This window comes from Micavibrio sp. TMED2, from assembly GCA_002168225.1.
Taxonomy (GTDB): Bacteria; Pseudomonadota; Alphaproteobacteria; order TMED2; family TMED2; genus TMED2.
The window spans coordinates 723964-747717 of record NHBH01000001.1; the positions used below are offsets into that span (position 1 = coordinate 723964).

At 58.4% G+C, this 23754-nt stretch carries 26 protein-coding genes; 14 read left to right on the top strand and 12 right to left on the bottom strand.

What is annotated here, in order from left to right; genetic code table 11:
• Nucleotides 1–62 precede the first annotated feature (62 nt).
• Both CBB62_03445 and CBB62_03450 read left to right on the top strand, forming a co-directional pair.
• Entirely contained in the window at nt 63–449 is a 387-nt protein-coding gene (locus CBB62_03445) for a hypothetical protein (GenBank protein ID OUT41412.1), read from the top strand.
• A gap of 142 nt (nt 450–591) precedes the next feature.
• On the top strand, nt 592–2193 hold the full coding sequence (locus CBB62_03450; GenBank protein ID OUT41413.1) for a hypothetical protein: 1602 nt from the start codon (nt 592–594) through the stop codon (nt 2191–2193).
• Between the two features lie 21 nt (nt 2194–2214).
• Here the strand turns inward: CBB62_03450 and CBB62_03455 are convergent, their stop codons facing one another.
• Together CBB62_03455 and CBB62_03460 are read right to left on the bottom strand one after the other, a co-directional pair.
• Nucleotides 2215–3507: a 16S rRNA (cytosine(967)-C(5))-methyltransferase gene (locus tag CBB62_03455; protein ID OUT42623.1), complete on the bottom strand. Its 1293-nt coding sequence runs from the start codon at nt 3505–3507 to the stop codon at nt 2215–2217.
• Between the two features lie 232 nt (nt 3508–3739).
• Nucleotides 3740–4669, bottom strand: a complete 930-nt coding sequence (locus CBB62_03460; protein ID OUT41414.1) for a zinc metalloprotease HtpX — start codon at nt 4667–4669, stop codon at nt 3740–3742.
• 173 nt (nt 4670–4842) lie between these two features.
• Between CBB62_03460 and CBB62_03465 the strand changes: the two genes are divergently transcribed.
• Nucleotides 4843–4998 carry a DUF1674 domain-containing protein gene (locus CBB62_03465; protein ID OUT41415.1) on the top strand — a complete coding sequence of 52 codons (156 nt, stop codon included), beginning with the start codon at nt 4843–4845 and terminating at the stop codon, nt 4996–4998.
• Between the two features lie 16 nt (nt 4999–5014).
• Here the strand turns inward: CBB62_03465 and CBB62_03470 are convergent, their stop codons facing one another.
• The 6 genes from CBB62_03470 to CBB62_03495 all read right to left on the bottom strand — a co-directional run bounded on the left by CBB62_03470 (nt 5015) and on the right by CBB62_03495 (nt 10120).
• Nucleotides 5015–6262, bottom strand: a complete 1248-nt coding sequence (locus CBB62_03470) for a hypothetical protein (protein ID OUT41416.1) — start codon at nt 6260–6262, stop codon at nt 5015–5017.
• 207 nt (nt 6263–6469) lie between these two features.
• Complete coding sequence (locus CBB62_03475; GenBank protein ID OUT41417.1) at nt 6470–7024, bottom strand: hypothetical protein; 555 nt, start codon at nt 7022–7024, stop codon at nt 6470–6472.
• Nucleotides 7014–7640 (bottom strand): hypothetical protein, encoded by a 627-nt coding sequence (locus CBB62_03480; GenBank protein OUT41418.1) that lies wholly within the window; start codon nt 7638–7640, stop codon nt 7014–7016. Before CBB62_03480 ends, CBB62_03475 begins: the two co-directional genes overlap by 11 nt.
• A 46-nt stretch (nt 7641–7686) precedes the next feature.
• Complete coding sequence (locus CBB62_03485) at nt 7687–8496, bottom strand: exodeoxyribonuclease III (protein ID OUT41419.1); 810 nt, start codon at nt 8494–8496, stop codon at nt 7687–7689.
• Nucleotides 8497–8506: 10 nt separating this feature from the next.
• Nucleotides 8507–9208, bottom strand: a complete 702-nt coding sequence (locus CBB62_03490; protein ID OUT41420.1) for a fumarylacetoacetate hydrolase — start codon at nt 9206–9208, stop codon at nt 8507–8509.
• Between the two features lie 105 nt (nt 9209–9313).
• On the bottom strand, nt 9314–10120 hold the full coding sequence (locus CBB62_03495; GenBank protein OUT41421.1) for a hypothetical protein: 807 nt from the start codon (nt 10118–10120) through the stop codon (nt 9314–9316).
• Between the two features lie 77 nt (nt 10121–10197).
• Here CBB62_03495 and CBB62_03500 point away from each other — a divergent pair, with 77 nt between their 5' ends.
• From CBB62_03500 to CBB62_03510, 3 genes are all read left to right on the top strand, one after another.
• On the top strand, nt 10198–11007 hold the full coding sequence (locus CBB62_03500) for a hypothetical protein (GenBank protein ID OUT42624.1): 810 nt from the start codon (nt 10198–10200) through the stop codon (nt 11005–11007).
• Between the two features lie 107 nt (nt 11008–11114).
• Nucleotides 11115–11687 (top strand): adenosylmethionine decarboxylase, encoded by a 573-nt coding sequence (locus CBB62_03505; GenBank protein OUT41422.1) that lies wholly within the window; start codon nt 11115–11117, stop codon nt 11685–11687.
• 6 nt (nt 11688–11693) lie between these two features.
• Nucleotides 11694–12542, top strand: a complete 849-nt coding sequence (locus CBB62_03510) for a spermidine synthase (GenBank protein ID OUT41423.1) — start codon at nt 11694–11696, stop codon at nt 12540–12542.
• A gap of 20 nt (nt 12543–12562) precedes the next feature.
• On the opposite strand, the gene CBB62_03515 is transcribed toward CBB62_03510, so the two are convergent.
• Nucleotides 12563–13336 (bottom strand): hypothetical protein, encoded by a 774-nt coding sequence (locus CBB62_03515; protein ID OUT41424.1) that lies wholly within the window; start codon nt 13334–13336, stop codon nt 12563–12565.
• Nucleotides 13337–13577: 241 nt separating this feature from the next.
• Here CBB62_03515 and CBB62_03520 point away from each other — a divergent pair, with 241 nt between their 5' ends.
• The 3 genes from CBB62_03520 to CBB62_03530 all read left to right on the top strand — a co-directional run bounded on the left by CBB62_03520 (nt 13578) and on the right by CBB62_03530 (nt 15821).
• The gene (locus tag CBB62_03520; protein ID OUT41425.1) at nt 13578–14252 is read left to right on the top strand and encodes a hypothetical protein; all 675 of its coding nucleotides are present in this window, start codon (nt 13578–13580) and stop codon (nt 14250–14252) included.
• A 117-nt stretch (nt 14253–14369) separates the two neighbouring features.
• Nucleotides 14370–14894: a peptide-methionine (S)-S-oxide reductase gene (locus CBB62_03525; GenBank protein OUT41426.1), complete on the top strand. Its 525-nt coding sequence runs from the start codon at nt 14370–14372 to the stop codon at nt 14892–14894.
• Nucleotides 14895–14906: 12 nt separating this feature from the next.
• Nucleotides 14907–15821, top strand: coding sequence for a hypothetical protein (locus tag CBB62_03530; protein OUT41427.1), 915 nt, complete (start codon nt 14907–14909; stop codon nt 15819–15821).
• Here the strand turns inward: CBB62_03530 and CBB62_03535 are convergent.
• Entirely contained in the window at nt 15781–16689 is a 909-nt protein-coding gene (locus CBB62_03535) for a hypothetical protein (GenBank protein OUT41428.1), read from the bottom strand. The genes CBB62_03530 and CBB62_03535 overlap by 41 nt on opposite strands.
• Nucleotides 16690–17190: 501 nt before the next feature.
• Here CBB62_03535 and CBB62_03540 point away from each other — a divergent pair.
• Complete coding sequence (locus CBB62_03540; protein OUT42625.1) at nt 17191–17763, top strand: hypothetical protein; 573 nt, start codon at nt 17191–17193, stop codon at nt 17761–17763.
• Nucleotides 17764–17839: 76 nt separating this feature from the next.
• Here the strand turns inward: CBB62_03540 and CBB62_03545 are convergent, their stop codons facing one another.
• A complete protein-coding gene (locus tag CBB62_03545) occupies nt 17840–18931 on the bottom strand; it encodes a hypothetical protein (GenBank protein ID OUT41429.1) in 1092 nt (363 codons plus the stop codon).
• A gap of 307 nt (nt 18932–19238) precedes the next feature.
• Here CBB62_03545 and CBB62_03550 point away from each other — a divergent pair, with 307 nt between their 5' ends.
• Nucleotides 19239–20345, top strand: coding sequence for a hypothetical protein (locus CBB62_03550; GenBank protein ID OUT41430.1), 1107 nt, complete (start codon nt 19239–19241; stop codon nt 20343–20345).
• An 18-nt stretch (nt 20346–20363) separates the two neighbouring features.
• Nucleotides 20364–21002 carry a hypothetical protein gene (locus tag CBB62_03555; protein ID OUT41431.1) on the top strand — a complete coding sequence of 213 codons (639 nt, stop codon included), beginning with the start codon at nt 20364–20366 and terminating at the stop codon, nt 21000–21002.
• Between the two features lie 24 nt (nt 21003–21026).
• Here CBB62_03555 and CBB62_03560 read toward each other — a convergent pair whose 3' ends face one another.
• Entirely contained in the window at nt 21027–21287 is a 261-nt protein-coding gene (locus tag CBB62_03560; GenBank protein ID OUT41432.1) for a Usg family protein, read from the bottom strand.
• Between the two features lie 374 nt (nt 21288–21661).
• Here CBB62_03560 and CBB62_03565 point away from each other — a divergent pair, with 374 nt between their 5' ends.
• Nucleotides 21662–21973 carry a co-chaperone GroES gene (locus CBB62_03565; protein ID OUT41433.1) on the top strand — a complete coding sequence of 104 codons (312 nt, stop codon included), beginning with the start codon at nt 21662–21664 and terminating at the stop codon, nt 21971–21973.
• A gap of 56 nt (nt 21974–22029) precedes the next feature.
• On the top strand, nt 22030–23676 hold the full coding sequence (locus CBB62_03570; protein OUT41434.1) for a chaperonin GroL: 1647 nt from the start codon (nt 22030–22032) through the stop codon (nt 23674–23676).
• The last annotated feature ends 78 nt before the right edge of the window (nt 23677–23754 follow it).

Consider the following 23754-nt stretch of genomic DNA (forward strand, 5'->3'; position numbering starts at 1 on the left):
TACCGATTTGGCGTGACTTCATTCAGCGTTGCCGATATGCTTAACGCGAATGGAGGGGTGATATGCCTGTACATCCAAGTGCTTTCGGAGCCAGTCTGCTGAATAATTCAGAGCAGCAGCCTGCGCCGACGCAACAGCATGATACCAGCTGGACCAAGGCTGCGGTGGCAACAGTTGCAACCGGTGGTGCCTATGCGGTGGTGAAGGCTGGCGGTGCCGCTGAGCGTGCAACCCATCCGCAGGGCCTCAATTCAAGCGAAGCCAGCCATATGCAACAGGATATGGCTACTTGGGCGGCGGCAAACGGCATCAGCCCGGAACGCCTCAATCAGGCCGGTGGTGTGCAACAGGCGCAGATGATGGCCTCAACACAAGCGCCGCAGGCCGGTGATTACCGTAAGAACCCAAATCCGCCCGCCCCGCGTTTCCCGGGTGCCGGGGGACCGTAGTGGTTCGTAACGCATAGCTTATACAAGTAACGGAGCGCTGATCGATGGATTGGCGCTTTTTTATGCCGAATGGTTGCCGGGTACTTTCTTGATTTGGGACTATGGTTGGCCTGAGATTGTTTTGCAAAAACAGGCCTCTTTTATGTCTACCGATTTCCCAAAAGTGAATGAACAGGCGCTCGCCGATGATCAGGCGGCGGGGGAATTGCTCTGGTCGCCCTCGGGGGGCAATCAGGACGACAGCATCGGCGGCAACGCCCACCTGTATTCCTACCGGTTTCAGGATGATGCCGGACGCTGGCGGGCGGAGACCATACTGGTCGATATTGGTCTGCTGCACCTCTCCAAATTCTACGGCAATGACGAAGAGCGTATCGATACGCCCGACCATAGCCACATGATGCCGACCGCCGAGGCTGCGGAAGGCATGGTGCGATCACAGGTCGACAAGCCGGTGATCGGCGCGATCCTGATCACCCATGGTCATTCGGACCATATCGCCGGGCTGGCAGCACATATCCAGTCGGGTGCAGTGACGCCGCCGATCTATGCCAGCAAATATTCCGCCTTTCTGATCCGCTCGCATCTCGCCTCCAATGGCGTTGACAAGGATCACTGGCCGGAAATCCATGAGATCAAGCCCGGTGACAGGTTGAAGCTGTCGGACCGGCTTAATGTCGAGGTCACCGGTGCTACCCACTCGATCCCGCAGGCGCTGAGCTTCCTGATCGAAACCCCGACCGCGCGGCACTTCCATTCCGGTGATATCAAGGTTGATGAAGGCTCGCTGGTTGCCGGTGGCACCGACCTGAAGACCCTCCGGGAATGGGGCGAGCGCGGTATCGACAGCGCCCTGATCGACAGCACCGGCGCACCCAAGGATGGCTGGGCCAAGCGTGAGCAGGAAGTGCGCGAGGATGCGTTCCGGGAAGTCTCAAAACATCCGTCCAAACGCGTGACCTATGCCGTGCTCGGCTCCTATGTGGAACAGCTCGCTGGCCTCGGCGAGGTCGCGGCTCGCACCGGACGGGCGCTGGTTTATGGCGGCAAGTCGGTGGAAACCCATCTGACCGCACTGCGTGTCAGTGGCATTGATCTGCCGAAGCTGGTTGAGGAACGCACGGGCAAGAAACTGCGCATTTTCGACATCGACAGTGACGAGGCGCGGGCGCTGAAACCGTCACAGGCATTACAACTTGTCACCGGTGTTGACGGTGACGACAGAACCGTTCTGGCCCAGGCGGCCAAGGGCAAGCACGACAGCTGGTGTCCCTCCGCCGATGATGTGGTGGTCTGGCCCGATGGCTATCGCACGGCAGCACCGGAACAGGCCAATGCCATGGACCGCGCCCTGCGCCAGCGCCGGGTCAATGTCCGCCGCATCGGCAAGCGTTCGGATTTTGGTGAAGGTCATGGACGGCGTGAGGATTTGAAGGAAATCCTGTCGGCGCTCAAGCCCAAGGTGCTGATCCCGACCCATGGTGTGCCATTCATGCGCAAGGCACTGATGGACCTCGGCGTGCAATATGGTGCCAAGGGGCAGGATGCCCTGAACGGTGATATTTTCCGTCTGGCCCGCAACGGCGTGAAGCTGATTGCCAAGCGCGTTGCTAACTGGATGCCAGCCAACAAGACCCATTACCCGGATCAACCGCGCTTCAATTCTGTCAAAACGACCTTCGATGCTGGCAAGGGGCCGGAAGATGGGACGCGGCCCGGCCCGCCGCCGAAACCGGCTGCTTAACAAGCTGAACAGCTGTTAACTTTATTCAGGTTGATCGGGCAAGCGCTCGAGACGCACGGCAAAAAAGCCGTCGATGCCGCCATGCTCGGCCCAATGGCTTGGCAATATCCTGAGCCAGCCCTCATCCGTAATCATATCGGCATCAATGCCCAACTCGTCCGCCGTGACCGGCATCACCCGGATCGGGGCACCGAGGCTGAGCAGGCGCTCGATCTGGGCCTCGCCCTCGGCGGGTTCGAGTGAACAGGTGCAATAGACCAGCGTGCCGCCCGGCTTAACCATATCAATGGCTTCGGCCAGCAGCTCGGCCTGGGTTTCGGCAAGGCTATCCACATCGTCCGGGGTCTTCAGCCATGGCACGTCAGGATGGCGGCGGATGGTGCCGGTGGCACTGCATGGCGCATCGAGCAGGACACCGTCGAGCAGTTGCTCGGGTTTCCAGTGCCGGGCATTGGCGGTGATCGGCTTGATCCCGTCAAGGCCGAGGCGCTGCAGGTTCTCGCTCAGGCGTTTGAGGCGTTCAGCAGAGCGGTCAACGGCAATGACCTCCGCGCCAGCGCTCGCCAATTGCATGGTCTTGCCACCCGGTGCGGCGCAGAGATCGGCGATTACCTTGCCTGCTAGTTCAGGCCCGAACAGCCGGGCCGGGATCGAGGCAGCGGCATCCTGTACCCACCATGCGCCCTCATCGAAGCCGGGCAGCTTGTCGATGGCACCGCCGGTGGCGCGCCGCAGGCTGCCATTGGGCAGGATTGTCGCCTCAAGTTGTTCGGCCCAATGTTCGCGGGTGGCGGGATCGCGCACGGTTATGTCGAGTTGCGGCTCAATCTGATGGGCGGCGGCGATGGCGGCGGCCTTGTCCTTGCCGTAATGCTCGTCCCAGGCCATCCACAGCCAGTCGGGCGTGTTGAGTTGCGGCTTGTCGGTACTGGCGAGCAGTTCCTTGCCATCGCGGGAAATCTTGCGCAGGACGGCATTCACCAGTCCCTTGGCACGGGTCAGGCGGCGGGCATCGGCCACATGCAGGCAGGTGTCGATCGCGGCATGGGGCGGTGTCTCAAGATACAGCAACTGGGCGGCACCCAGACGCAGCAGCTGTCGCAAATCATGCTGCCGCAGGTCCTTGGGTCGGTCGAGGCATTGCTCGATCACCGCATCAAGCGTGCCGCAGTGGCGCAGAACGGTCAGCACCAGATGATAGGCAAAGGCCCGGTCGCGCGGGCTGAGCTTGGCAAATGCCTTGTCCTCATCAAGGCGCTCGTCGAGCGGCGTCAGCTTGATCAGGACCGTGCCAAGCAGGTCGAGGGCAACCATACGGGCATCGACGCCAGCCGGGCGCTCGCGGCGTTTGGCCGGTCCACGCCGGTTGCCGGCAGGGCTGCCGGGCTTGCCGCCACGGTTCGGGCGCGGGCGGTCACTACCGCCGGTATTCAGGCGGCGATTATATTCTCGGGTGCGGTCATCGTTTTTCATAAGCGCGCTACATAGAGGCTTTTGCCGAGCCAGTCACGCAGCAATTACCCTGAATTGTACGCCTGAGCTGCGCCTAGCCCCATGGCCCGACACGTTGCAGCCGGGCGCGCAGCTGTCCGCCGCTTGGTGCCAGCTTCCGGCGTTTCTGCACGGTGGTTGCGGCTGGGGATGCGTCCATCTCCATCAACCGGCGGATGCGCTCCTCGGTTTTCGGGTGGGTTGAGAACAGGCCGTCAATCGAATGAACATGGAGCGGATTGATGATGAACATATGCGCGGTGGCCGGGTTTGCCTCGGCGCGCGGATAGTCGATCTTCTGGGCCGCGTCATGGATGCTGTGCAGGGCCGAGGCGAGCCATCGCGGCTGGCCGCAGATTTCCGCACCGATCCGGTCGGCCTCATACTCCCGCGAGCGGCTGATCGCCATCTGTACGATCATGGCGGCGAACGGTGCCAGAATGGCGACCGCCAGTGCGCCGATCGGACCGAGCGGGCTGTTCCGGTCGCGTCCACCAAAAAACAGGGCGAAATTCGCCAGCATCGAGATGGCACCGGCAATGGTCGCCGTTACGGTCATGATCAGGGTGTCGCGGTTGGCGATATGCGCCAGTTCATGGGCCATGACACCGGCGATCTCCTCCTGAGAGAGGCGCTTCAGCAGCCCGGTCGTGGCGGCAACGGCGGCATTCTCCGGGTTGCGACCGGTGGCAAAGGCATTGGGCTGGCTGTTTTCAATAATGAACACCTTTGGCATCGGCAGATCGGCTCGGAGCGCCATATCGCGGATCATATTGTAGAATTGCGGTGCGGTCTGTTCATCCACCTGCCGGGCGTTGTACATCCGCAAGACAATCTTGTCGGCGTTCCAATAGGCAAACAGGTTGGTGGCAATGGCGATACCGAAGGCGATCACCATGCCCGCTTCACCGCCGAGCAGATAGCCGACCACCAGAAACAGGGCGGTCATCCCCGCCAGTAAAAGAGCCGTCCTTGCGTAACCCATGTGCCTATAATCCTGTGCTGATACAAAGCTGATGGATCATGTGGTGCCGCGCACATCCCTGCTCAAGACCTATCATATGAAGGTTTTATGCATTTCGGGGTGACATTACGGACTGATAATCCATATAGAGCGTAACGCAGGATTACGGTCCACGGTTTCAGGGCAGGTTGAGTATGAGTGACAAAAGCAGCGAGAAAACGGTCGAAACGGGTGTTGATGCAGACACCGACAGCAAGAATCGCAAGCCCAAGGAAATAGGTGGGCCGAAAGGCCCAGAGCCTACCCGTTACGGCGATTGGGAGCACAAGGGGCGCTGCTCAGACTTTTGAGCCATATGCTGCCCGGTTATACCTTCAACCGCTCGAGATATTGTTTGGTGATGCGCTGCAGCTCGTCGGAGCGTGTCGTCAGCAGGGTTGCGGCATCGGTCAGCTCGTTGGCCGAGCTGCTGGTGCTGACCATGGCGCTGTTGGCGTCGTCTAGGCTTTCCGTCACCCGCCGCATGTTATCCGATGAATAGCTGACCGACCGGGCGATCTCGCTGGTGGCGGCGGATTGCTCCTCAACCGCTGCGGCAATCGAGGTGGCGATCTGGTCGATTTCCTCAATCCGTTTGGAAATCTCGCTGATGGCGCCGACCGTTTCGTCGGTGGCACCGAGAATGGCATCAACCTGGGTCTGGATATCCTCGGTCGCCTGTGCGGTCTGGTTGGCGAGATCCTTGACCTCGGCGGCAACCACGGCGAAGCCGCGCCCGGCATCACCGGCGCGGGCCGCCTCGATCATGGCGTTGAGGGCAAGCAGGTTGGTCTGCCCTGCGATTTCATTGATCAGCTTTACAACCGCATCGATCTTGCCGGTGGCATCGGTCAGGCGGCCAACCACCTCACGGGTCTTGTCGGCCTGATCCACGGCCCCGGCAACGAGACGGGTCGAGGTGTGGAACTGCGAGCTCATCGACTGGATGGAGGCGGTCAGTTCCTCTGCGGCGACGGCGGCGGATTGGGCATTGCCATGGGCATCCTGTGCCGAACTGCCGGCATCGCTGCTACGGTCCTTGGCAATATTGGCATCCCGATTGACGCCCTCGGCTGTGGTCAGCAGGAAGCTGGCGGATTGGGCAACCGCATCGACGATCTGGCTGATATTGGCCTCGAACTCGTTGGTGCGTTTGACGTTGTTGGTGATCATCGCCCAGGTCATGAGATAGGCCATGGTCTTCCCGCTGCCATCGACAATGGTCGACAGCCGCAGGCCGAGCCACTCATCGCCCACATTGGCACGGTCGGAAATCGGCAGATAGTCCGGCTCGCCCAGATGCGGCAGATGCTTGTCAAAGTCGGGATACAGCAGCTTCAATGGCTGGCCGATCAGGTTTGATGAACCGATCGGCAGCTTATCGATGAAACCATCAATAATGCGGTGTGCCTGTTTGTTAAGATAGGCGATGGTCAGCGTTTCGGCATCGATAACGGCAATATTGCTTGGCAGCTGCTCCAGCGCCTGAAACCGCATGTCATTTTCAATATCCGCGATCCCATTGGTCACGGGCTGGCTGTTGCGCCCGCGAAATCCATCGAACAGACCACTCATGGCTGTGCCTGCCTTGCAATTCGGAAAATTGGCGGGATGAACATAATCTCTGGGATACTCAAGCTTAGCAGACGCAATGACTTACCGGAAAAACAGATGTAGCAAAATCAGGGAGAAAGCGCGAGTTGCAGGCGGGAAGTTGCGGTGTGTAGCGGAAACTGGTGTTGCGGCAGTGCACTTATTATCAGTCGCGCATAAGGTGTGTGATTACTGTTCCTTTATACTCAGTAATCGATGTGGAACGCCAATATTTAGCATGTTTTCTATCGTCGCATCATCCAGGGTCAGCCCGCGATGTTTTGCCTGCCATGCGGCATGCTCGGCCAGTTGGTCAAAATCCGTAATGCCGCTTTCGAGCACGAGCCGCTGTCGTCCCTGTCCCCTGAGTACCAGTTGAAACCAGCCATTACTCCGGTCGCGCCGGGTTGAATAGTAACGCATGCGCACATCACTCAGCGCTGCCCAGTCAAGTTGCCGCTGTCGCCAGCCATGGATTGACAGGGCCGTTTCTGTGACGCTGATCCGGGTGAACAGACGCTCGACAATGCGCAGCAGGAACCAGAAAAACAGCAGGCTTGTGCCGCCGAGCAGGATCTGCAGTACGGGATGCAGCGCCAGAAACACCAGCGGCAGGCCGGTGACGGCCAATGCCAGCACGGCCCGGATCAGATCGCCGATCAGGCCTGGACCGTGATAGCGGCGGTCGATCAGCGGCGCTGGAGCGCTATCAGATCCGGCTCCAGCCCCAACCTCACCAGGCATAGCCCGAGCGATCATCGCTGAGCGGGATGTTGATCCGGTCAACCTCGATCCCGCCACCGGGCAGAACCCGCATCAGGTGGCAGCAGCCATCGCCGAGCCGTTCTTCAGGCTCTTCCTGCATGTCCCAGCCGGTTGCGAGGCTGTAGAAGGCGCGGATGATGCCCTTGTGGCAGACAACGATGGTATCGGTGCCAGCAGCGTGGAAATCCTTCAGGAAGTCCTTGAGACGTTCCTGCACGATGCGCGGGCTTTCGCCATTGGGTGGATGGAAGTCGAGGCCGGCGGCTTCCATTTTTGCCATGCGCTCGGGGAACGTCGCGCGAATATCGGCGAGTTTCCAGCCGTCCCAGTCGCCCCAGCTGGTCTCGGCCAGCCGCATATCGGTCTTGAGATTGACCGCGCCGAGGCGATTGGCGGTTTCCTGTGCCCGGATCAACGGGCTCGCCGTCCAGGCAAAATCCTTGCACTGTTCCGGGATACGCCACTTTCGGACCAGTTGACGTCCGGCATCGGACAGCGGCACATCGGTCTGGCCCTGAACCCGGCCGGCCTTGTTCCAGGTGGTTGGGCCATGGCGGCAGAGCAGCATGGAAACAGTATTCTGGTGATCAGTCATAATCGATAAGCAGCTTGGTTAAGGCGGTAAGATAAACGGGGGAGCATCAAAAGGCGAGGTCGACGAAAACCGGGCAGTGGTCCGATGGTTTCGGCTCCCAGCCACGTGCCGGTTTGATGACCTCGGCATGTTTGACATTGGCGGCCAGTGGTTGCGTCACCCAGATATGATCGAGGCGGCGGCCCCGGTCTGCGGCTTCCCAGTCGCGAGCACGATAGCTCCACCAGGTATAGACCTTCTCCTCCGGCGGGATGATGGCGCGGACCGCGTCGAACCAGTCGAAGGCCGATTGCAGCTCGTTCAGATGGTCAACCTCGATCGGGGTGTGGCTGACAACCTTGAGCAGTTGTTTGTGCGACCAGACATCGGTTTCCAGCGGCGCGATATTGAAGTCACCGACCGCGACCAGAGCATCGTCCTTTTTGCGGTTTTTGGCGAACCAGTCCTGCAACTCGGTCACGAAGTCGAGCTTGTGGGCGAATTTGTCGTTCTCGACCGGGTCGGGAATGTCGCCGCCTGCCGGGATATAGATCGAGTGCACCTCAGCACCACCAGCCAGACGAGCTGCCACATGACGGCAATCCTGACGACCGCAATGATCGACGATCTCGGTGGATTCAAACGGGTGTTTTGAGATGACCGCAACGCCGTTATAGCCCTTCATGCCGATCTTGTGGATATGGCCATATCCGGCATCCTCGAACGCTTTGGTCGGGAAATTGCCGTCCGGTGACTTGGTTTCCTGCAGGCAGAGGACATCGGGATTATGCTCGGCCAGAAACCGCAGCACCATGTCGATGCGGAGCCGGACAGAGTTGATATTCCAGGTGGCGATGCGGAGATTGCTCAGTGACATCCGATAGTTCCTAGCCAATCGTCAGGGTGATTGATGGCAGGCCGTCAACGCTGACGTTGAGCCGGTTGCCCTTGACCACCGGGCCGACCCCTGCCGGTGTGCCGGTGAAGATAATATCGCCGGGTTTCAGCGCAACGAACCGGGACAGGGTGCTGATGATTTCCGGCAGTTTCCAGATCATGTCACTCAGCGGTGCATCCTGTTTTGTCTCGCCATCAACGCTGAGGCTGATGCGGCCCTCGGTATAGTCCTGACCGGGCAGGGGCTTGATCGGGCCGACAATACCGGACTGGTCAAACCCCTTGGCCATATCCCACGGGTGCCCGGCCTTGGACATGGCACGCTGAATATCGCGGCGGGTGAAGTCGATGCCGACGCCATAGCCGTAAACGCAGCCCAGCGCATCGGCGACAGCAATGTCGCGGCCACCGGATTGCAGGGCGACCACGAGTTCGGCCTCGTAATGCAGGTCTTCGGTCATCGGTGGATAGGCGATGACATGGCTGCCGCTGTCATCGGCCGGGATCGCGGCATCGGCAGGTTTGGTGAAGAATACCGGCGGCGTGTCCTTCGGGTCGCCGCCCATTTCACGGACATGATCGGCGTAATTCTTGCCGACACAGAATACCCGGCGTACCGGAAAGGCATCGGTGGAGCCATCGACGGTCAGGGCGGTGACCGGTGGCGGGGCAATGACGAATGATTGTGACATGGTACCTGCACGGGATTGGTGATCGGAACGATCAGGACGGGCCAATCTGCGCGGGCAATCCACTTGCCGTCAAGGGGGTGGGTACAATATCCCGTGATCCACGGGTCAGGCGCTGACGGCCATGCTTTCCGGTGTCGCGATCTTGTTCAACTGACGCGCGCGGCAGGCGTCAAGGAAGCTGGTGAAAATCGCCTTTGACGTTTCGCTGGTGTCATATCCCCATTCCGGGTGCCACTGTACGCCAAGGGCAAAGTTTTTCGCGTCCCGCACGGTAACGGCCTCAATCGTGCCGTCCGGTGCGCTGCTTTCCGCCTGCAGCCGTGACGACAGATGATTGATCGCCTGTGCGTGATAGGAGTTCACGAGGCTTTCATCGCAATCCATCAGCTGCTGGAAGAAGCCGCCGGGGCGGTGCTGGACCATATGCGCCGCACCGAACTGTTCGGCAATCGGCAGTGACTTGTCCGGCAGGTGGTTGAAATGCCCGGGCACCTCGTGAATTTTCTGATGCAGTGAGCCGCCGAGAGCGACATTCAGTTCCTGATGGCCGCGACAGATGGCGAGCAGGGGCACGCCAAGCTCAATGGCCCGTCGGATGAGCGGCAAGGTATAGCTGTCACGGGCCGGGTCGTGCAGGGTGCCTGTCTCGCTGGCATCGCCTTTGTAGTGATGTGGCTCCACATTCGAGGGGCTGCCGGTGACCAGCAGGCCGTCGATGGTGCCGAGCCATGTGTCGATAACCGCCGGACGCATGGCCTCGGTGGCACCGCCGGGCAGGATCATCGGGGCGGCATTCATGGCCCCGAGAACCGCCTGAATATAGGGCATCTTCACCTGCCAGCGGGGCAGGTCCTTGTCAGGATTGGCTGCGGGTTCATAACAGCCGGTGACACCGATGACGGGCATAGCCATTTTATCGCACTCTCTTCACATCACAGTTTTGTTGGTCGATCTTGGTGATCTCGATACAGGATCACATAATGTCGGCCATGGACCAAAGCACATTGTTTCTGATCATCAAGATTGCTGCTGTCGGTGGCTGGCTCGCCCTGCTATTCACGCTTGAGCGCTGGCGACCACGGGCGCTTGATGCCATGCGCCACCCTCCGCCACCCGATGAGGGGTGGTTCGGCTGGCGTCGCCTGATGCGTAACGGCGTGCTCTGGGCTGGCAATATCCTGATCTCGCCACTGATCGTGCTGCCGATCACCCTGCTGGCGGCCGAGGCATCGCCGGTTGCCCGCCCGGATTTTCTGCAGGGCTGGTTCGGGCTGGTGCTGGATATTCTGGTGCTCGATCTGGCGATCTACTGGTGGCACCGGCTGAACCATGAAATCCAGTTCCTCTGGCGCTTCCATGAAATCCACCACATGGATGAGCGGCTCGATACCACGAGCGCCGTGCGGTTTCATGTGGGTGAGGTGGTTTTGTCCGCCGCCGTGCGGGTAATCCCTATACTGGCCCTCGGCATACCCATGTCGAGTGTGCTGGCCTTCGAGTTGCTGGTGCTGCTCTCGGCGATCTTTCATCACTCCAATATCGCGCTGCCGGACCGGGTGGAACGGGCGTTATCCCGGATCATTATCACCCCGTCGATCCATTGGGTGCATCATCACGCGATCCGCTCTGATACCGACAGCAATTACGGCACGATCCTGTCGATCTGGGACCCGATTTTCGGCACAAGAAGCAAAACCGCGCGTCTCCCGGATATGCGGATCGGGGTCGAGGGCTTGCGCGACCAGTCCCTGTCCCGCCTGCTGGTCCGTCCGTTTCGGCGGCGTTTAAAAAATAATTGATTCCACTATCGAATTTTCTTGCTGGAAAGCCGGTTTATACCTCATACACACCCACACACATGAAGCACCGGTGCGCCGGTGCGGTCTACTGGTTGGGGAGAACCGACATGGCAAAGCAAGCCGGTCTCTTCCAATTGGGGATCGACTTGGCCGGTCAGCCAAGCAGCGCCCAAACGGAAGCAGCACAAGTTACCTACAGCGAAAGCACCGAGGAACAACGCGATAATAACGTTGTCCATATCTCGACTGTGCCTGGCGACAGTTCGGCGCAGGAGCATTGGCCTGCATCCGATCACGATAACGATCACTTCATCACGCGAAACGGCAAGGTTTTCGCCGGTGAGCACCTGATCATTGATCTCTGGGATGCATCACGCCTTGATGACATCGAGCATATCGAAGCGGCGCTGACCACGGCCGTTCATGCTGCCAAGGCGACCCTGCTGCACATCCACCTGCACCACTTCACCCCCAATGGCGGTGTCTCCGGTGTGGCGGTACTGGCAGAATCCCATATCAGCATTCACACCTGGCCCGAGCGCAACTATGCGGCACTGGACGTGTTCATGTGCGGTGACAGCGAGCCCGCCAAAACCATTCCGATCCTGCGTCAGGCATTTCAGCCCGGTCGTGTCGTGGTCAATGAGCTGCTGCGCGGCGATGTGGATATGGATAGTTGATCCGGCATGGTTCAGTGGTTTGAAGAACGTCTCTACGACGATTTCAGTGCGCTCTATCGCGTCGGTTCCGTGGTTTATCAGGACAAGTCCGAGCATCAGGATCTGATCATCTTCGATCATGACCGGTTCGGACGGATTCTGGCGCTGGACAGTATTGTCCAGCTAACCACCTCCGACGAATTTATCTATCACGAGATGATGTCGCATCTGCCGATCCTCGCCCATGGCGCTGCCAGACGGGTGCTGATTATCGGCGGCGGCGATGGCGGCGTGCTGCGCCACTGTCTGATGCACAAATCCGTGGAGCAGGTCACGCTGGTTGAAATCGACCAGAGCGTGATTGACCTGTCCCTTGAATACCTGCCGATGATCAGTGCCGGTGCCTATGACGATCCGCGCGCTAATGTGATCATCACGGATGGTGCCAAATTTGTCGCCGAGACCGATGAGAAATTTGATGTGATCATTATCGACAGCACCGACCCGGTTGGTCCGGGCCGGGTGCTGTTTGATCCATCCTTCTACAAATCCGTTGTCGGCTGCCTGACCGAACAGGGCGTTGTTGTGACCCAGTCGGGTGTGCCGCTCTGGGAGCCGGAGAGTTCAAAGCTGACCCATGATGGTCTCAAGCCACTGGTGGCCGATTTCGGCTTCACCCGTGCGCCGGTGCCGACCTATGTTGGCGGTGATATGCTGCTCGGTTGGGGTTGTAAAAGTCCGGCAGTCCGACAAACGCCGGTTGAAGAACTGCGAAAACGCTATGCTGACAGCGGTATCGTGACAAAGTTCTACACGCCTGACGTGCATGTCGGTGCCTTTGCCCTGCCGCCATCCTATCTGACGCATCTGGGCTGATAGGCTACATCAGCCTGGCATCACTGGCTCTTGTCCACGCCACCAAAGCCGGGGCGGGAGAAGTAGAACAGATCGCGTGAGAGCGGTACGCCCTCATGCCAGTCTTCCATCTCGACAATGGTTTTGAAGCCCTGGGCATCGAGTACGGTCCAGCGCTTGAGCATCAGCGGCTCTTCCTGAAACGCGACGGTCAACTGGCCCTGACCCGGATCATGGGCCAGCTCAAGTGCCAGTACGATTTCGTTGTCATCGACCAGCAGGCCACGCACTGCTACTGCACCGGGATCGTTCGGGTCCGGGTTGTTCAACTCGATCTCGTCCTGCAGCAGCACATAGGCGAGGGTCTGGCCGATTGTGGTCTGCGAGACCTGTTCCAGCTCGGCATCCCAGAAATAGATGAAGGTGCCGTCGGCGACGACAAAGCTGTCATTCGGTGTCTCATAGGCAAAGCGCAGTTTGCCCGGCCGGGACAGGTAGAACGTGCCGGTGGCGGTCTCCCCGTTGTCATGGCGCTGGACAAATCGCGCGGTCGCGGTGCTGACCCCGCTCATATAATCCTCGATCCGCTCGACAATCGCCTGATCAGCCTCATTCAGCGGTATCGGTGAGGGCAGCAGATCGGTAGCCCGGGCCATATCCGGCATAAGGACTGTCAGGGCCAGCAGCAAGGCGGCGAGAAGGCGGGCGGGCCAAGTGAACCCGGTAGTATGGCGGTGCGGTGTTTTGAACATAGTGGTCAACAATATGTGATCAGGGGCTGAACCTGTTGAGGTCATGGGGATGCCATAGTGCATACAGAAGATGGCGGCAATATGTGGCTGGTAAGATGCTGGTCTTTATGACCATAGCCCGGTAATCTGATTATCTGATCCGGTTTGTATGGACTTGAGCATGGGGGCTCGTTCTTTGGTGCCTTTGAAATCTAAAACTAGCGGGACCGTTATCAAGGGCTCTTGGCTGACGACTTCTGCTCTGGCTGCCGTCTTGGCCCTAACAACGGCAGTACTGCCCTCCCATGTCCTGGCGCAATCAGGTGTGCTCAGCGGGGATACCGGGCTGACGACCAAGGAAAGCTATTATTCTGACCAGATCGATGTGTCCGGCTGTCCGCATCCGGTGGCGATCCGCCTGCCGGAGCCGTTCCTGCCGGTCAGCAAGTCGATGACCCTGACCAATTTCCTCAATGAACAGCTGCCGAACCAGACCTTTTCGGCGGTTTACCAGAGCAGCTTCTATGTCCATGAACAATGGGCCGTGCCGTCGACGGTCAGTGTCGGCATCATGAACCGGAATGAGGAGATGCAGGGATCATTCACCGTGAATGATTTCCAGAGCATCAACAACCGGGTCAAGGAAGGGCTGATCGAGCGTTCGGCCAAGGTGCGTAACTATCTGGGCTATATCGAGAAGACCCGCCCGACCGAGCTTGCCGCTGCCCAATACATGTTCGGCAACACCTTCTATCTTAACCCCGAACACTTCGTTTATTATGATGTCAGCACGGTCAATGTTGGCGGCATCTACAATATCCAGAAGCTGAATGCCGCCAATTTCATCTATGTCAACGGCTGCATTCTGTTTGCTTCGGTCGAGGTGATCGACAATCTCACCAGCTTCCATGAATTCCATGCGATGAATGCCCAGCTCAGCGCCGGGATGCCGCAACCTAGCACGCCGCGCTTTGGCTTTTCTGATCGACCCGGTCAATAAGTCGTCTTTGTGGTCCTGATCACCCTGACGGTACTGTGAACGGTTGCTACTGGATATTGCTGCCGGGCGTCACGATCTGGAAGTGCAGGAACAAGAATAAAGTCTGGAGAAAACATCATGGCTGATACTGAAATTGCCGTCCTCGCCGGTGGGTGCTTCTGGGGCATGCAGGATCTGATCCGCAAGGTGCCCGGCGTACAGGCAACCCGCGTCGGCTACACCGGCGGCAACGTGCCGAATGCGACCTATGACCTCGTCAAGAAGGGCGATACCGGTCATGCCGAGGCAATCGAGATCAGTTTCGACCCATCGGTCCTGACCTATCGCCGCCTGCTGGAGTTTTTCTTCCAGCAGCATGACCCGACCACGGTGGATCGGCAGGGCAATGATCGCGGCTCGCAATACCGCTCGGCGATTTTTTATGCCGATGAGGCCCAGAAGCAGGTGGCAGAAAGCGTTATCCATGCCGTTGAGGCGTCGGGCAAATGGCCGGGCAAGGTGGTGACCGAGCTCGCCCCTGTCGGTGATTTCTGGGAAGCCGAAGCGGTGCATCAGGATTATCTGGTCCAGCACCCGAACGGCTATACCTGTCACTGGGTTCGTCCCGACTGGGTGCTGTCGGATGAGAGTATTGCCAGCTGATCGGGCGGGTTGATGACGGTTCTGACTATTCTGACCGAGGCCGGTCTGGCATTTGATCCAACCGGCCTGTCGGCGCTCGACAGCCCGGATGTGGAGCTGCTGCTCTCCAGCGAAACACAGGTCTCGATCCTCAAGGCAAACGGCTATATCGAAACCGTAATCGGTCATGACCTGTTGCAGGCAACCGGCACCATCACCGGCTATGAGCTGGTCAGTTCGGCCGATCAATCAACGGTATTTACCATTACCGACATGGCCCTGCCGGTACAGGACTGGGCCGATAGCAATGCTGACCTTGTTTATTTGGCGCTGCAGGGGGCGGAACAGATGCGTGGCAGTCCGGCGCCCGACCGCAGCTTCGGCTTCACCGGCGCGGATACGCTCTGGGGCCAGGGCGGTGGTGATATTCTCTATGGCAATGCCGGGCAGGACATCATCTATGGCAACCAGGGCGCGGACTTCCTGTTTGGTGGCCGCGATACCGACACGTTGTTTGGTGGCCGGGACAATGATGTTGTCTACGGCAATCTCGAGGCCGATACGGTTTTTGGCAATCTGCAGGATGACATTCTGTTCGGTGGACAGGGCAATGATGTCCTCTATGGCGGGCAGGATCAGGACACACTGTTCGGTAACCGCGATGATGACTGGCTGTTCGGCAATCTCGGCGATGATGTGCTGGTCGGCGGGGCCGGGGCCGATACGCTGGTCGGTGGTGCCGGCAGCGATGCCTATCTGTTCGAGCGCAATGACGGCAATGATGTGATTGTTGATTTCGATCCTGCAATGGACGTGATCGCGATACAGGAAACGCCCTCGCTGTTCGTCGATATCGCCGGTGGCACGGTGATTGAGTTCGGCGCGACGCAAATCTATGTACTGGGCGTTACCGCTGATCTGGTTGAGGCGCGTCTGACGTTTCTCTAGTGCTCGTTGCCTTACAGCTGAAGAAGCTGTCCCGGCTGTTGGCCAGTTCCAGCTTGTTCTCCAGCGTGCGGTTACGGGTGGCATCATGGGTCAGGATGAACCCGGCGGCATAGGTGACCGGTGGCTGTAATGGCTCACTCGCGCTGATCGTGCCGATGGCACCGGACGGCAGCTGGTGCTCGACCTCGCGTTTGCCCGCGGCGTCCTCAATCTGGAACTTGATCAGGCTGTCGGCCTTGTAGGTCGGTGTAACGGTGAGCGACAGCCTGTCCTCGTCGATAGCCCCTTCTATCGGGACAAAGGCGGCCCCGGTTGCTGTGGTTGCCCGTGGTGGCAGTGCCTTGCGGTAATAGCCAGCCTGATAACGCTTGCTCTCCCCGGTTTCATCGGCATCCGTGCCGAGTGTCAGGATAATATCGCGCTGATAATCCGCTGCCGGGGCCAGTTCATTGGCGTAGTAAATAATGCTGAATGCGCAATTGCCGTCCTGGCAGTATGGGCGCCACTGCTCCTCATGCCCGGCTTTGCCGAACAGTTGCGGGTAACGATAACTGCCTGGCGCGCCATCGGCTTGTGATGGCTCGATCTGCAGCCGCAGCGGTTCCGTCAGCGCCGGGTCGGCAATCTCGATCCATCGGGCCTCGGTAACAATGCCTGCTGGCGCAGCAGCGCGCAGCAGCATGGTGGCATGTTGGGTGCTACGCTGGTCGCCACAGGTGTTGCGCTGGGTGAACTGTTCGAATTGCGGGATGGCGGCGACTGGATATGCATGCTCCGGTGCACCCGCATGCCACAGCCATGTGAGGCCCGCGCCAATGATGATGGCGGCCAGTGCAAGGATCGGTTTCGGAAGACGCATATCAGCCATTCGGGCACTTTAGCTTGCAATCGAATCGAGGCAATCCAAATGGTTGAATATGCTGTATATTGGGTGAAATTGGCGTCACCTTGCCGCACTGCCCGTTAGTTTCACATGTATCCATACATCGGAAACCACCGGATTGTGCGACATATGGTTTATACGCATACGGGGCACCCGATTTACCTGATTGACTGAAAGCTGGTTTGCCACCATTTTCCAGTCATCGATAAAACAGTCCTCTGATTGTCAGATCCCGAACCGGGATGACCGGGTTTGCGAACAGCGACGCCGTTATGACGTGTCGCCAAGACATTCGCGCACTTTGCGTCACGCATAGAACTGGACAGGCCCACCCCGCTGGGCTGCAAAGGTCCGGCACCGCGCATGCATACAGGCAGACATCAGAAGCCTTGATTGATATGTCGCTTCACTGTGGCCCGCTTCCCTACAGCTGGTGCCGCGATCGGGGCGAATTACTGACAACAATGCACAATGCAGGAGATTTCCATGACAGATAAAGTTCTCAACGGTCGCCAAATTGCGGTTCTGGTTGCTAACGGTTTTGAAGAAGTTCATTTCACCGAAGTTCAACGTCGGTTTGCTGGCACCGGTGCCCAAGTTACGGTCATCAGCCCGGAGAACGGTCTGGTCAATGGCTGGCACGAGAGCTCCTGGGGCCACTATTTCCCGATTGATAAGCAGTTGGGCGATGTTCTTGCCGCTGACTTCACCGCTCTGGTTGTTCCAGGTGGCAAGCGCAGCATCGACAAGCTGGCCGCCAATCCTCACGCCCGCCGCATCATGACCGGTTTCGTTGATGCTGAAAAACCAATGGTTCTGTTCGGCCATGCGCCTGAGCTGCTCGCCAAATTCGAGCGCGCTGCCGGTCGCAAGGTCAGCGCAGCTGCCGATGTTGCCGAGGCTCTGACCACTGCCGGTGCCACCGTCTCTGACGATGCCACCACCGTCAGCGGTTCCATGATGACCTCGACCATCACCGATGCTGAAGAGCTGAAAGCACTGCTCGATCAGGCGATCGACATGATCGGCGACATGGGCGAAGTCGCCAACGCCGCCTAAGCGATAAAAAGCTTTCAAAAAATTGCAAAAAGGGCTGCGTACATCGCAGCCCTTTTTTTATGCCCGTTACTTGGATTCAGGAATTGAGCTGTCGCGGCAGCAGGGTCAGGAGGCTGACCAGCAGGGCGAGCAGGGTCAGGGCACCGGCCTGATGCAGGGCGGCGAGCGGGATCATTACCTGACTCAGCAGTGTGGCGATGCCGAGGCCGGTCTGGACCAGCGCCATGGCACCGACCAGCAGCGCCAGCCGACGGGCGGCAAGCGGCAGTGTCAGGGTGCGCCAGCCGCGGATCGCGAGGATTGCCAGTACCAGCGCCGTAAACATCGCCAGATAGCGGTGGGTGAATTGTACCAGCGCCGGATTGTCGATCAGGCCGAGCCACAAGGGGCGAACATCGTAAATCTCGGTCGGCAGCCAGCTGTCATTCATCAGCGGAAACGTATTGTAGAACAGCCCGGCATCGAGCCCGGCAACAAAAGCCCCCCAGGCGATGGTCATGGCCACCAGCGCCAGCCCGAACCAGCCATGGGCGACCAGACTGGGCGGCGCGATGGTAGTGGGCAGGGGCTTGCCGATCTGGCCGATCCGCACCGCCGTATGCACCAGCAGGGCAAAGATCAGCGTTGCGGCACCCAGATGCAGGGCCAGACGGTAATGGCTGACCGATGGCCGGTCGACGAGACCACTCATCACCATATACCAGCCGATGACCCCTTGCAGTCCGCCAAGCGCCAGCAACAGCCACAGCCGACCGTGGTAGCCGGTCGGGATCTGGCGACGCAGGAGAAACCAGAAGAACGGCAGGCCATAAACGAGGCCAATCGTTCTGCCCCAGAGGCGGTGAAACCACTCCCAGAAAAAGATGCTCTTGAACTGCTCGAGCGCCATGCCGCTGTTTTTCAGCTGGTATTCCGGGGATTGGCGGTAGAGGTCGAATACCCGCTGCCATTCGGTTTCGGTCATCGGCGGCAGGGCACCAATCAGCGGTCGCCATTCGACCATGGAGAGCCCGGACTCGGTCAGTCGGGTAATCGCACCGATCACCGCCATGGCAAACACCATGAAGGCGCTGACCCACAGCCACAGCGTGATGGCACGGTTGGATGCGTGCGGTGCAGCTGCCGTGGTGGTAACGGGGACGGTTTCTGTTGCTGATAGCTCGGTCATGGCTGCTCAGGGCGGTTTGGTGGCTGTTGATTGCGACTATCGGTCGATATAGAGGCTGCCTGTTCGTCTGGCCAGTATCCCGCGCGTCTGCGCCGCAGGCAGGTATGTTGGAAACTTGCGCACAAAAAACTTCCGATTGGTTTTCAAATATGACTTGCGCTTTCTGGTCGGTTGGGTAACGTGTACTTACTCCCCTTCCTTCGTCCGGTAAAAAACTCTCAGGTGAAGGCTCTCCCGCCTAAAAGACAGGCTCTCCCGCCTCTTTTGTATTATGGTAAGGAATGTCACGAAGGTATTTTGAGGGATTATGAACGCCACCGATCTTCTGGATCGTCCGCAAACCTCCGGTCAGATGACCAGCGGTACGTTCCGTGACCCACTTTACACCCATACGCTGAAGGAAGGCCCGGATGGCCTTGCGGTAACAACACGCACTGCTGTTGATGGTGTGGGTGGTGCCAAAACCATTGCCACGACGCCGGTTGCCGATCCGACCGAGGCGCAGGCCTATGTCAACGCGTTTGACCGGGCTGTGCTGAACTATGCGTCTGCTCAGCATATCCAGACCTATAAGTTCCGGTATGATGCCGATACCGGTCAGGCCGTCCTGACCGACAGCGTTCCCGGCAGGGGTGGTGATCCGGTTGCCGGCTCCAATGATTTCAGCCTCGCATCTTCAAAGACAAATACACTCGGTGAAGCGAAGCCGACAACGGTTCTGCGCCGTGCTGACGGTGAGGTCTCTTATGAAGAGGGGCGGCACTTTGAAGGCGTTGGCAAGCTGGCCAACCGTGCGGCCCGCGATCATCTCGCCCATCGCGCCGAGGCGAAGGTTGCTCAAGATACTGGCCATGCTGCCCTGCCGCTGGGTCATGCCGAAACAGTGTTGGCCGAGTTCAATCAGCGTGAGCGTGGCAGCACCTTCCGTATGCGGGGTACCGACAGCAATCCGGTTCCGGAAAATGGGGCACGGTTCAGGGCCCTTCACGGACATATCGATGTTGTCTCCGATCCGGCGGATCCCGCCGGTGCACGTTGGACCCATATGGTGCCCAAGCATGAGCGGGGCCGCGACAAACCGATTTTGGTCGAGAAGGCCAGTGGCCCGCTGACCCTTGCGTCGCTGGAAGGCTATATGTCTGAACAAAGCGAGAGTAACCGTAATGGTGGTATGGCAATGGAAAGGCGCGCCAAGTCCATGCGCCGGGCCACCTTTGTTGAGGACAGCAAAAAACTGATGGGTAAGGCACCCATGCCGGACATGCCATCAACCATGGATGCACCGGCGGCGGTTTCTACGCCGGCGAGCGATGCAGCGGGCAAGCTGTCCGGCTGGCGTAAAGCCCATGCCCATGATGCGGCACCGGCAGCCCCGAAGGCCGAACAGCGAGACGTTGCCAAGCCACGCATGTAATTTTAGGGACTGCCTGATATGCCACGTACTATCCAAATCGATTTCACACCTGGAAAATCCCATCTCGGCGGCTTTGTAATCAAGGCCTATGGTGAAGACGAGCAGCGCAATCATGGTGCGCCGGACAGTATTCAACTGGTTCAGGGGGGCATGCCGAAGGAGCATTTCTGGGAAGTGGCGAAGAAGCTTAACCAGTCGCTTAACCAGACGCCGGATTATGCCAATGTTCGTTCGGCGGAAACCGATACGTCATTCAGGGTTTCCAGTTCCTTCCATGACCCTAAAGGGAAGGAGCAAGAGTGGAATTACCCCAATACCAAGGGGCGGCACAATCTGTCCGGCGGCACCAATGCGACGATCGACACGATCCGTCGGGACAATATCGCGACCGTTGCCGCCAAATCCTTGCGCGAATTGCGGGCTATGGGCGCGATTGACGACAGCGATTACAAGGCCGGGCTGACCCAGGTTGCCATGTCCGGCATCGGTGAAATCAGCCCTCCGGAGCATGATCGCAAATACCAAGCGGGCGCCGAACGGCTGCCTAGTCATCAAACCCATGGCTACGGTATGGCGCGCGCAACGCGGCAATATCTGGAAACCGCACCGCCTTCGCCGAAACCGACAGAAGAACCTCGCCGCGCGCTGGCAATGTAAGCCTGAGCCCGATCTGCCCTTCTCCTAGTGCAGCGCGTATTCGCTGTCGCGCAGTCCGAGGTCGTTGGCGCTGATGATGCCCTTGCTGGAGATATTGACGGAATGCAGCTTGCCGTCGATCTCGCGGGCCCAGAAATCCAGAAACTTTTTCAAAACCGGGAATTTCGGGGCCATATCATATTCCTGCCAGATGTAGCTCTGCAGCAGGTCCGGATGATCCGGCATATGGTAGAGAATTTCCGCCGTGGTCAGGCGGTAGTTGTCCAGTTGTTTAATCAAGCTCATCGGTCACCTCACAACTAGTTTGGCCGTTTCTCGGCTCAGGGACGCGATCCCCGGTTCAGGGATCACCCAATAAGTGTGTGGTGTATTGTGTATATAGACAATAAAAAATTGCTTTATATCAGGGCTTTAGCACTCGGCGCCCGAGAGTGCTGCTAATTTTGTGTCGTTATATGGGCAAAAAAAGCAATATTTGCACAAACATTATGCAAAGACTCCCTCTTGATATCCGGGCCGCGATCTCATACCTGTTTGGCACTCCTCCGGGCTGAGTGCTAACAACTGATTTTCCGGTCGAGTCGTTCCTGTTTTTCAACCCAAGGATCGCCCGGGTCATCAAACCGACCGGCATCCAAACAAATGAGGGAGAACCATCAATGAGCTTCCGCCCATTGCATGACCGTGTTCTTGTCCGCCGCATCGAAAGCGAAGATAAAACCGCTGGCGGCATCATCATTCCTGACAATGCCAAGGAAAAGCCATCCGAGGGCGAAGTTGTCGCCGTTGGTTCCGGCGCCCGCGACGAAACCGGCAAGGTCCAGCCTCTGGACGTCAAGCCGGGCGACCGCGTCCTGTTCGGCAAATGGTCAGGCACCGAAGTCCGCATCGATGGCGAAGATCTGCTCGTCATGAAGGAAAGCGACATCATGGGTGTGATCGACGGTAAGGCTGCTGCGAAAGCTGCCTGATCTCTTTGATCCCCAGTTCCATTATCAACGCATAATATTCAAGAGGAGCCAATTCCATGGCTGCAAAAGAAGTCAAATTTGATGCCGATGCCCGTCAGCGTATGCTGAAAGGTGTCGACATTCTCGCCAATGCCGTAAAAGTCACCCTCGGTCCAAAAGGCCGTAACGTCGTTATCGACAAATCTTTCGGCGCACCACGCATCACCAAGGACGGTGTCAGCGTTGCCAAGGAAATCGAACTGAAAGACAAGTTCGAGAACATGGGCGCGCAAATGGTCCGTGAAGTTGCCAGCAAGACCAATGATCTTGCCGGTGATGGCACCACCACCGCTACCGTTCTCGCTCAGGCGATCGTTCGTGAAGGTGTGAAGTCGGTTGCTGCCGGCATGAACCCGATGGACCTCAAGCGCGGTATCGACATGGCTGTTGAAGCCGTTGTCGCCGACCTCAAGGGTCGCGCCAGCAAGGTGAACGCCAATTCCGAAATCGCTCAGGTCGGTACCATTTCCGCCAATGGCGATGAAGAAATCGGCAAGATGATCGCTGAAGCCATGGAAAAAGTCGGCCATGAAGGCGTCATCACCGTTGAGGAAGCCAAGTCACTGGAAACCGAACTCGAAGTCGTTGAAGGCATGCAGTTCGACCGTGGCTATCTCTCTCCATACTTCGTCACCAATGCTGACAAGATGGTTTGCGAGCTGGAAAATCCATTCATCCTGTATCACGAGAAAAAACTCTCTAACCTGCAGGCCATGCTGCCAATCCTCGAAGCTGTTGTTCAGTCCAGCCGTCCGCTGCTGATCATCGCTGAGGACGTTGAAGGCGAAGCGCTTGCTACCCTCGTGGTCAACAAACTGCGTGGCGGCCTCAAGGTTGCTGCCGTCAAGGCTCCAGGCTTCGGTGATCGTCGCAAGGCGATGATGGAAGACATGGCGATCCTGACCAATGGTGAGTTGGTTTCCGAAGACCTCGGCATCAAGCTCGAGAATGTCACCCTCGACATGCTCGGCACCGCCAAGAAAGTCCGCATTACCAAGGACGAGACCACCATCGTTGACGGTGCTGGCGAGAAAGCCGACATCGAAGCCCGCGTTGGCCAGATCAAGCAACAAATCGAAAACACCACCTCTGATTACGACCGTGAGAAACTGCAAGAGCGTCTGGCCAAGCTGGCTGGCGGTGTTGCCGTGATCCGTGTCGGTGGTGCGACCGAAGTTGAAGTGAAAGAGAAGAAAGACCGCGTTGATGACGCCATGCACGCTACCCGCGCTGCTGTTGAAGAAGGCGTTGTTGCTGGTGGTGGTTCTGCTCTGCTGTTCGGTATCAAGGCTCTCGATACCTGTGCACCAGTCAATGCTGATCAGAAAACCGGCATTGAAATCGTTCGTCGTGCACTGCAGGCACCAATTCGCCAGATCGCTTCAAATGCAGGCGTTGATGCCTCTATCGTTGCTGGCAAGGTGCGCGATGCAAACGATGCAAAATTCGGTTACAACGCTGCAACCGGTGAATATGGCGACATGTTCTCATTCGGCGTGATCGATCCTGCGAAAGTTGTGCGTGTTGCCCTGCAGGACGCTGCTTCCATCGCTGGTCTGCTGATCACCACCGAAGCCATGGTTGCCGAGCTGCCAGAGAAAAAAGAATCTGCCGGTGTCCCTGATATGGGTGGCATGGGTGGTATGGGTGGCATGGACTTCTAAGTCCGGGCTTTCCCGCTATATGAATGCGATGAGGGTCGGTGCCATGCGCCGGCCCTTTTTGCATATGGGAATATGTGT

Excerpts from the sequence above, each read along its gene's own strand:
- CBB62_03450 (OUT41413.1), top strand. The coding sequence starts at position 592 with ATGTCTACCGATTTCCCAAAAGTGAATGAACAGGCGCTCGCCGATGAT.
- CBB62_03445 (OUT41412.1), top strand. The coding sequence starts at position 63 with ATGCCTGTACATCCAAGTGCTTTCGGAGCCAGTCTGCTGAATAATTCA.
- CBB62_03540 (OUT42625.1), top strand. The coding sequence starts at position 17,191 with ATGACAGATAAAGTTCTCAACGGTCGCCAAATTGCGGTTCTGGTTGCT.
- CBB62_03455 (OUT42623.1), bottom strand. The coding sequence starts at position 3,507 with ATGGTTGCCCTCGACCTGCTTGGCACGGTCCTGATCAAGCTGACGCCG.
- CBB62_03510 (OUT41423.1), top strand. The coding sequence starts at position 11,694 with ATGGTTCAGTGGTTTGAAGAACGTCTCTACGACGATTTCAGTGCGCTC.
- CBB62_03460 (OUT41414.1), bottom strand. The coding sequence starts at position 4,669 with ATGGGTTACGCAAGGACGGCTCTTTTACTGGCGGGGATGACCGCCCTG.
- CBB62_03560 (OUT41432.1), bottom strand. The coding sequence starts at position 21,287 with ATGAGCTTGATTAAACAACTGGACAACTACCGCCTGACCACGGCGGAA.
- CBB62_03490 (OUT41420.1), bottom strand. The coding sequence starts at position 9,208 with ATGTCACAATCATTCGTCATTGCCCCGCCACCGGTCACCGCCCTGACC.
- CBB62_03475 (OUT41417.1), bottom strand. The coding sequence starts at position 7,024 with ATGCCTGGTGAGGTTGGGGCTGGAGCCGGATCTGATAGCGCTCCAGCG.
- CBB62_03505 (OUT41422.1), top strand. The coding sequence starts at position 11,115 with ATGGCAAAGCAAGCCGGTCTCTTCCAATTGGGGATCGACTTGGCCGGT.
- CBB62_03470 (OUT41416.1), bottom strand. The coding sequence starts at position 6,262 with ATGAGTGGTCTGTTCGATGGATTTCGCGGGCGCAACAGCCAGCCCGTG.
- CBB62_03485 (OUT41419.1), bottom strand. The coding sequence starts at position 8,496 with ATGTCACTGAGCAATCTCCGCATCGCCACCTGGAATATCAACTCTGTC.
- CBB62_03495 (OUT41421.1), bottom strand. The coding sequence starts at position 10,120 with ATGGCTATGCCCGTCATCGGTGTCACCGGCTGTTATGAACCCGCAGCC.
- CBB62_03515 (OUT41424.1), bottom strand. The coding sequence starts at position 13,336 with ATGCACTATGGCATCCCCATGACCTCAACAGGTTCAGCCCCTGATCAC.
- CBB62_03555 (OUT41431.1), top strand. The coding sequence starts at position 20,364 with ATGCCACGTACTATCCAAATCGATTTCACACCTGGAAAATCCCATCTC.
- CBB62_03535 (OUT41428.1), bottom strand. The coding sequence starts at position 16,689 with ATGGCTGATATGCGTCTTCCGAAACCGATCCTTGCACTGGCCGCCATC.
- CBB62_03480 (OUT41418.1), bottom strand. The coding sequence starts at position 7,640 with ATGACTGATCACCAGAATACTGTTTCCATGCTGCTCTGCCGCCATGGC.
- CBB62_03500 (OUT42624.1), top strand. The coding sequence starts at position 10,198 with ATGGACCAAAGCACATTGTTTCTGATCATCAAGATTGCTGCTGTCGGT.
- CBB62_03465 (OUT41415.1), top strand. The coding sequence starts at position 4,843 with ATGAGTGACAAAAGCAGCGAGAAAACGGTCGAAACGGGTGTTGATGCA.
- CBB62_03565 (OUT41433.1), top strand. The coding sequence starts at position 21,662 with ATGAGCTTCCGCCCATTGCATGACCGTGTTCTTGTCCGCCGCATCGAA.
- CBB62_03530 (OUT41427.1), top strand. The coding sequence starts at position 14,907 with ATGACGGTTCTGACTATTCTGACCGAGGCCGGTCTGGCATTTGATCCA.
- CBB62_03570 (OUT41434.1), top strand. The coding sequence starts at position 22,030 with ATGGCTGCAAAAGAAGTCAAATTTGATGCCGATGCCCGTCAGCGTATG.
- CBB62_03545 (OUT41429.1), bottom strand. The coding sequence starts at position 18,931 with ATGACCGAGCTATCAGCAACAGAAACCGTCCCCGTTACCACCACGGCA.
- CBB62_03525 (OUT41426.1), top strand. The coding sequence starts at position 14,370 with ATGGCTGATACTGAAATTGCCGTCCTCGCCGGTGGGTGCTTCTGGGGC.
- CBB62_03550 (OUT41430.1), top strand. The coding sequence starts at position 19,239 with ATGAACGCCACCGATCTTCTGGATCGTCCGCAAACCTCCGGTCAGATG.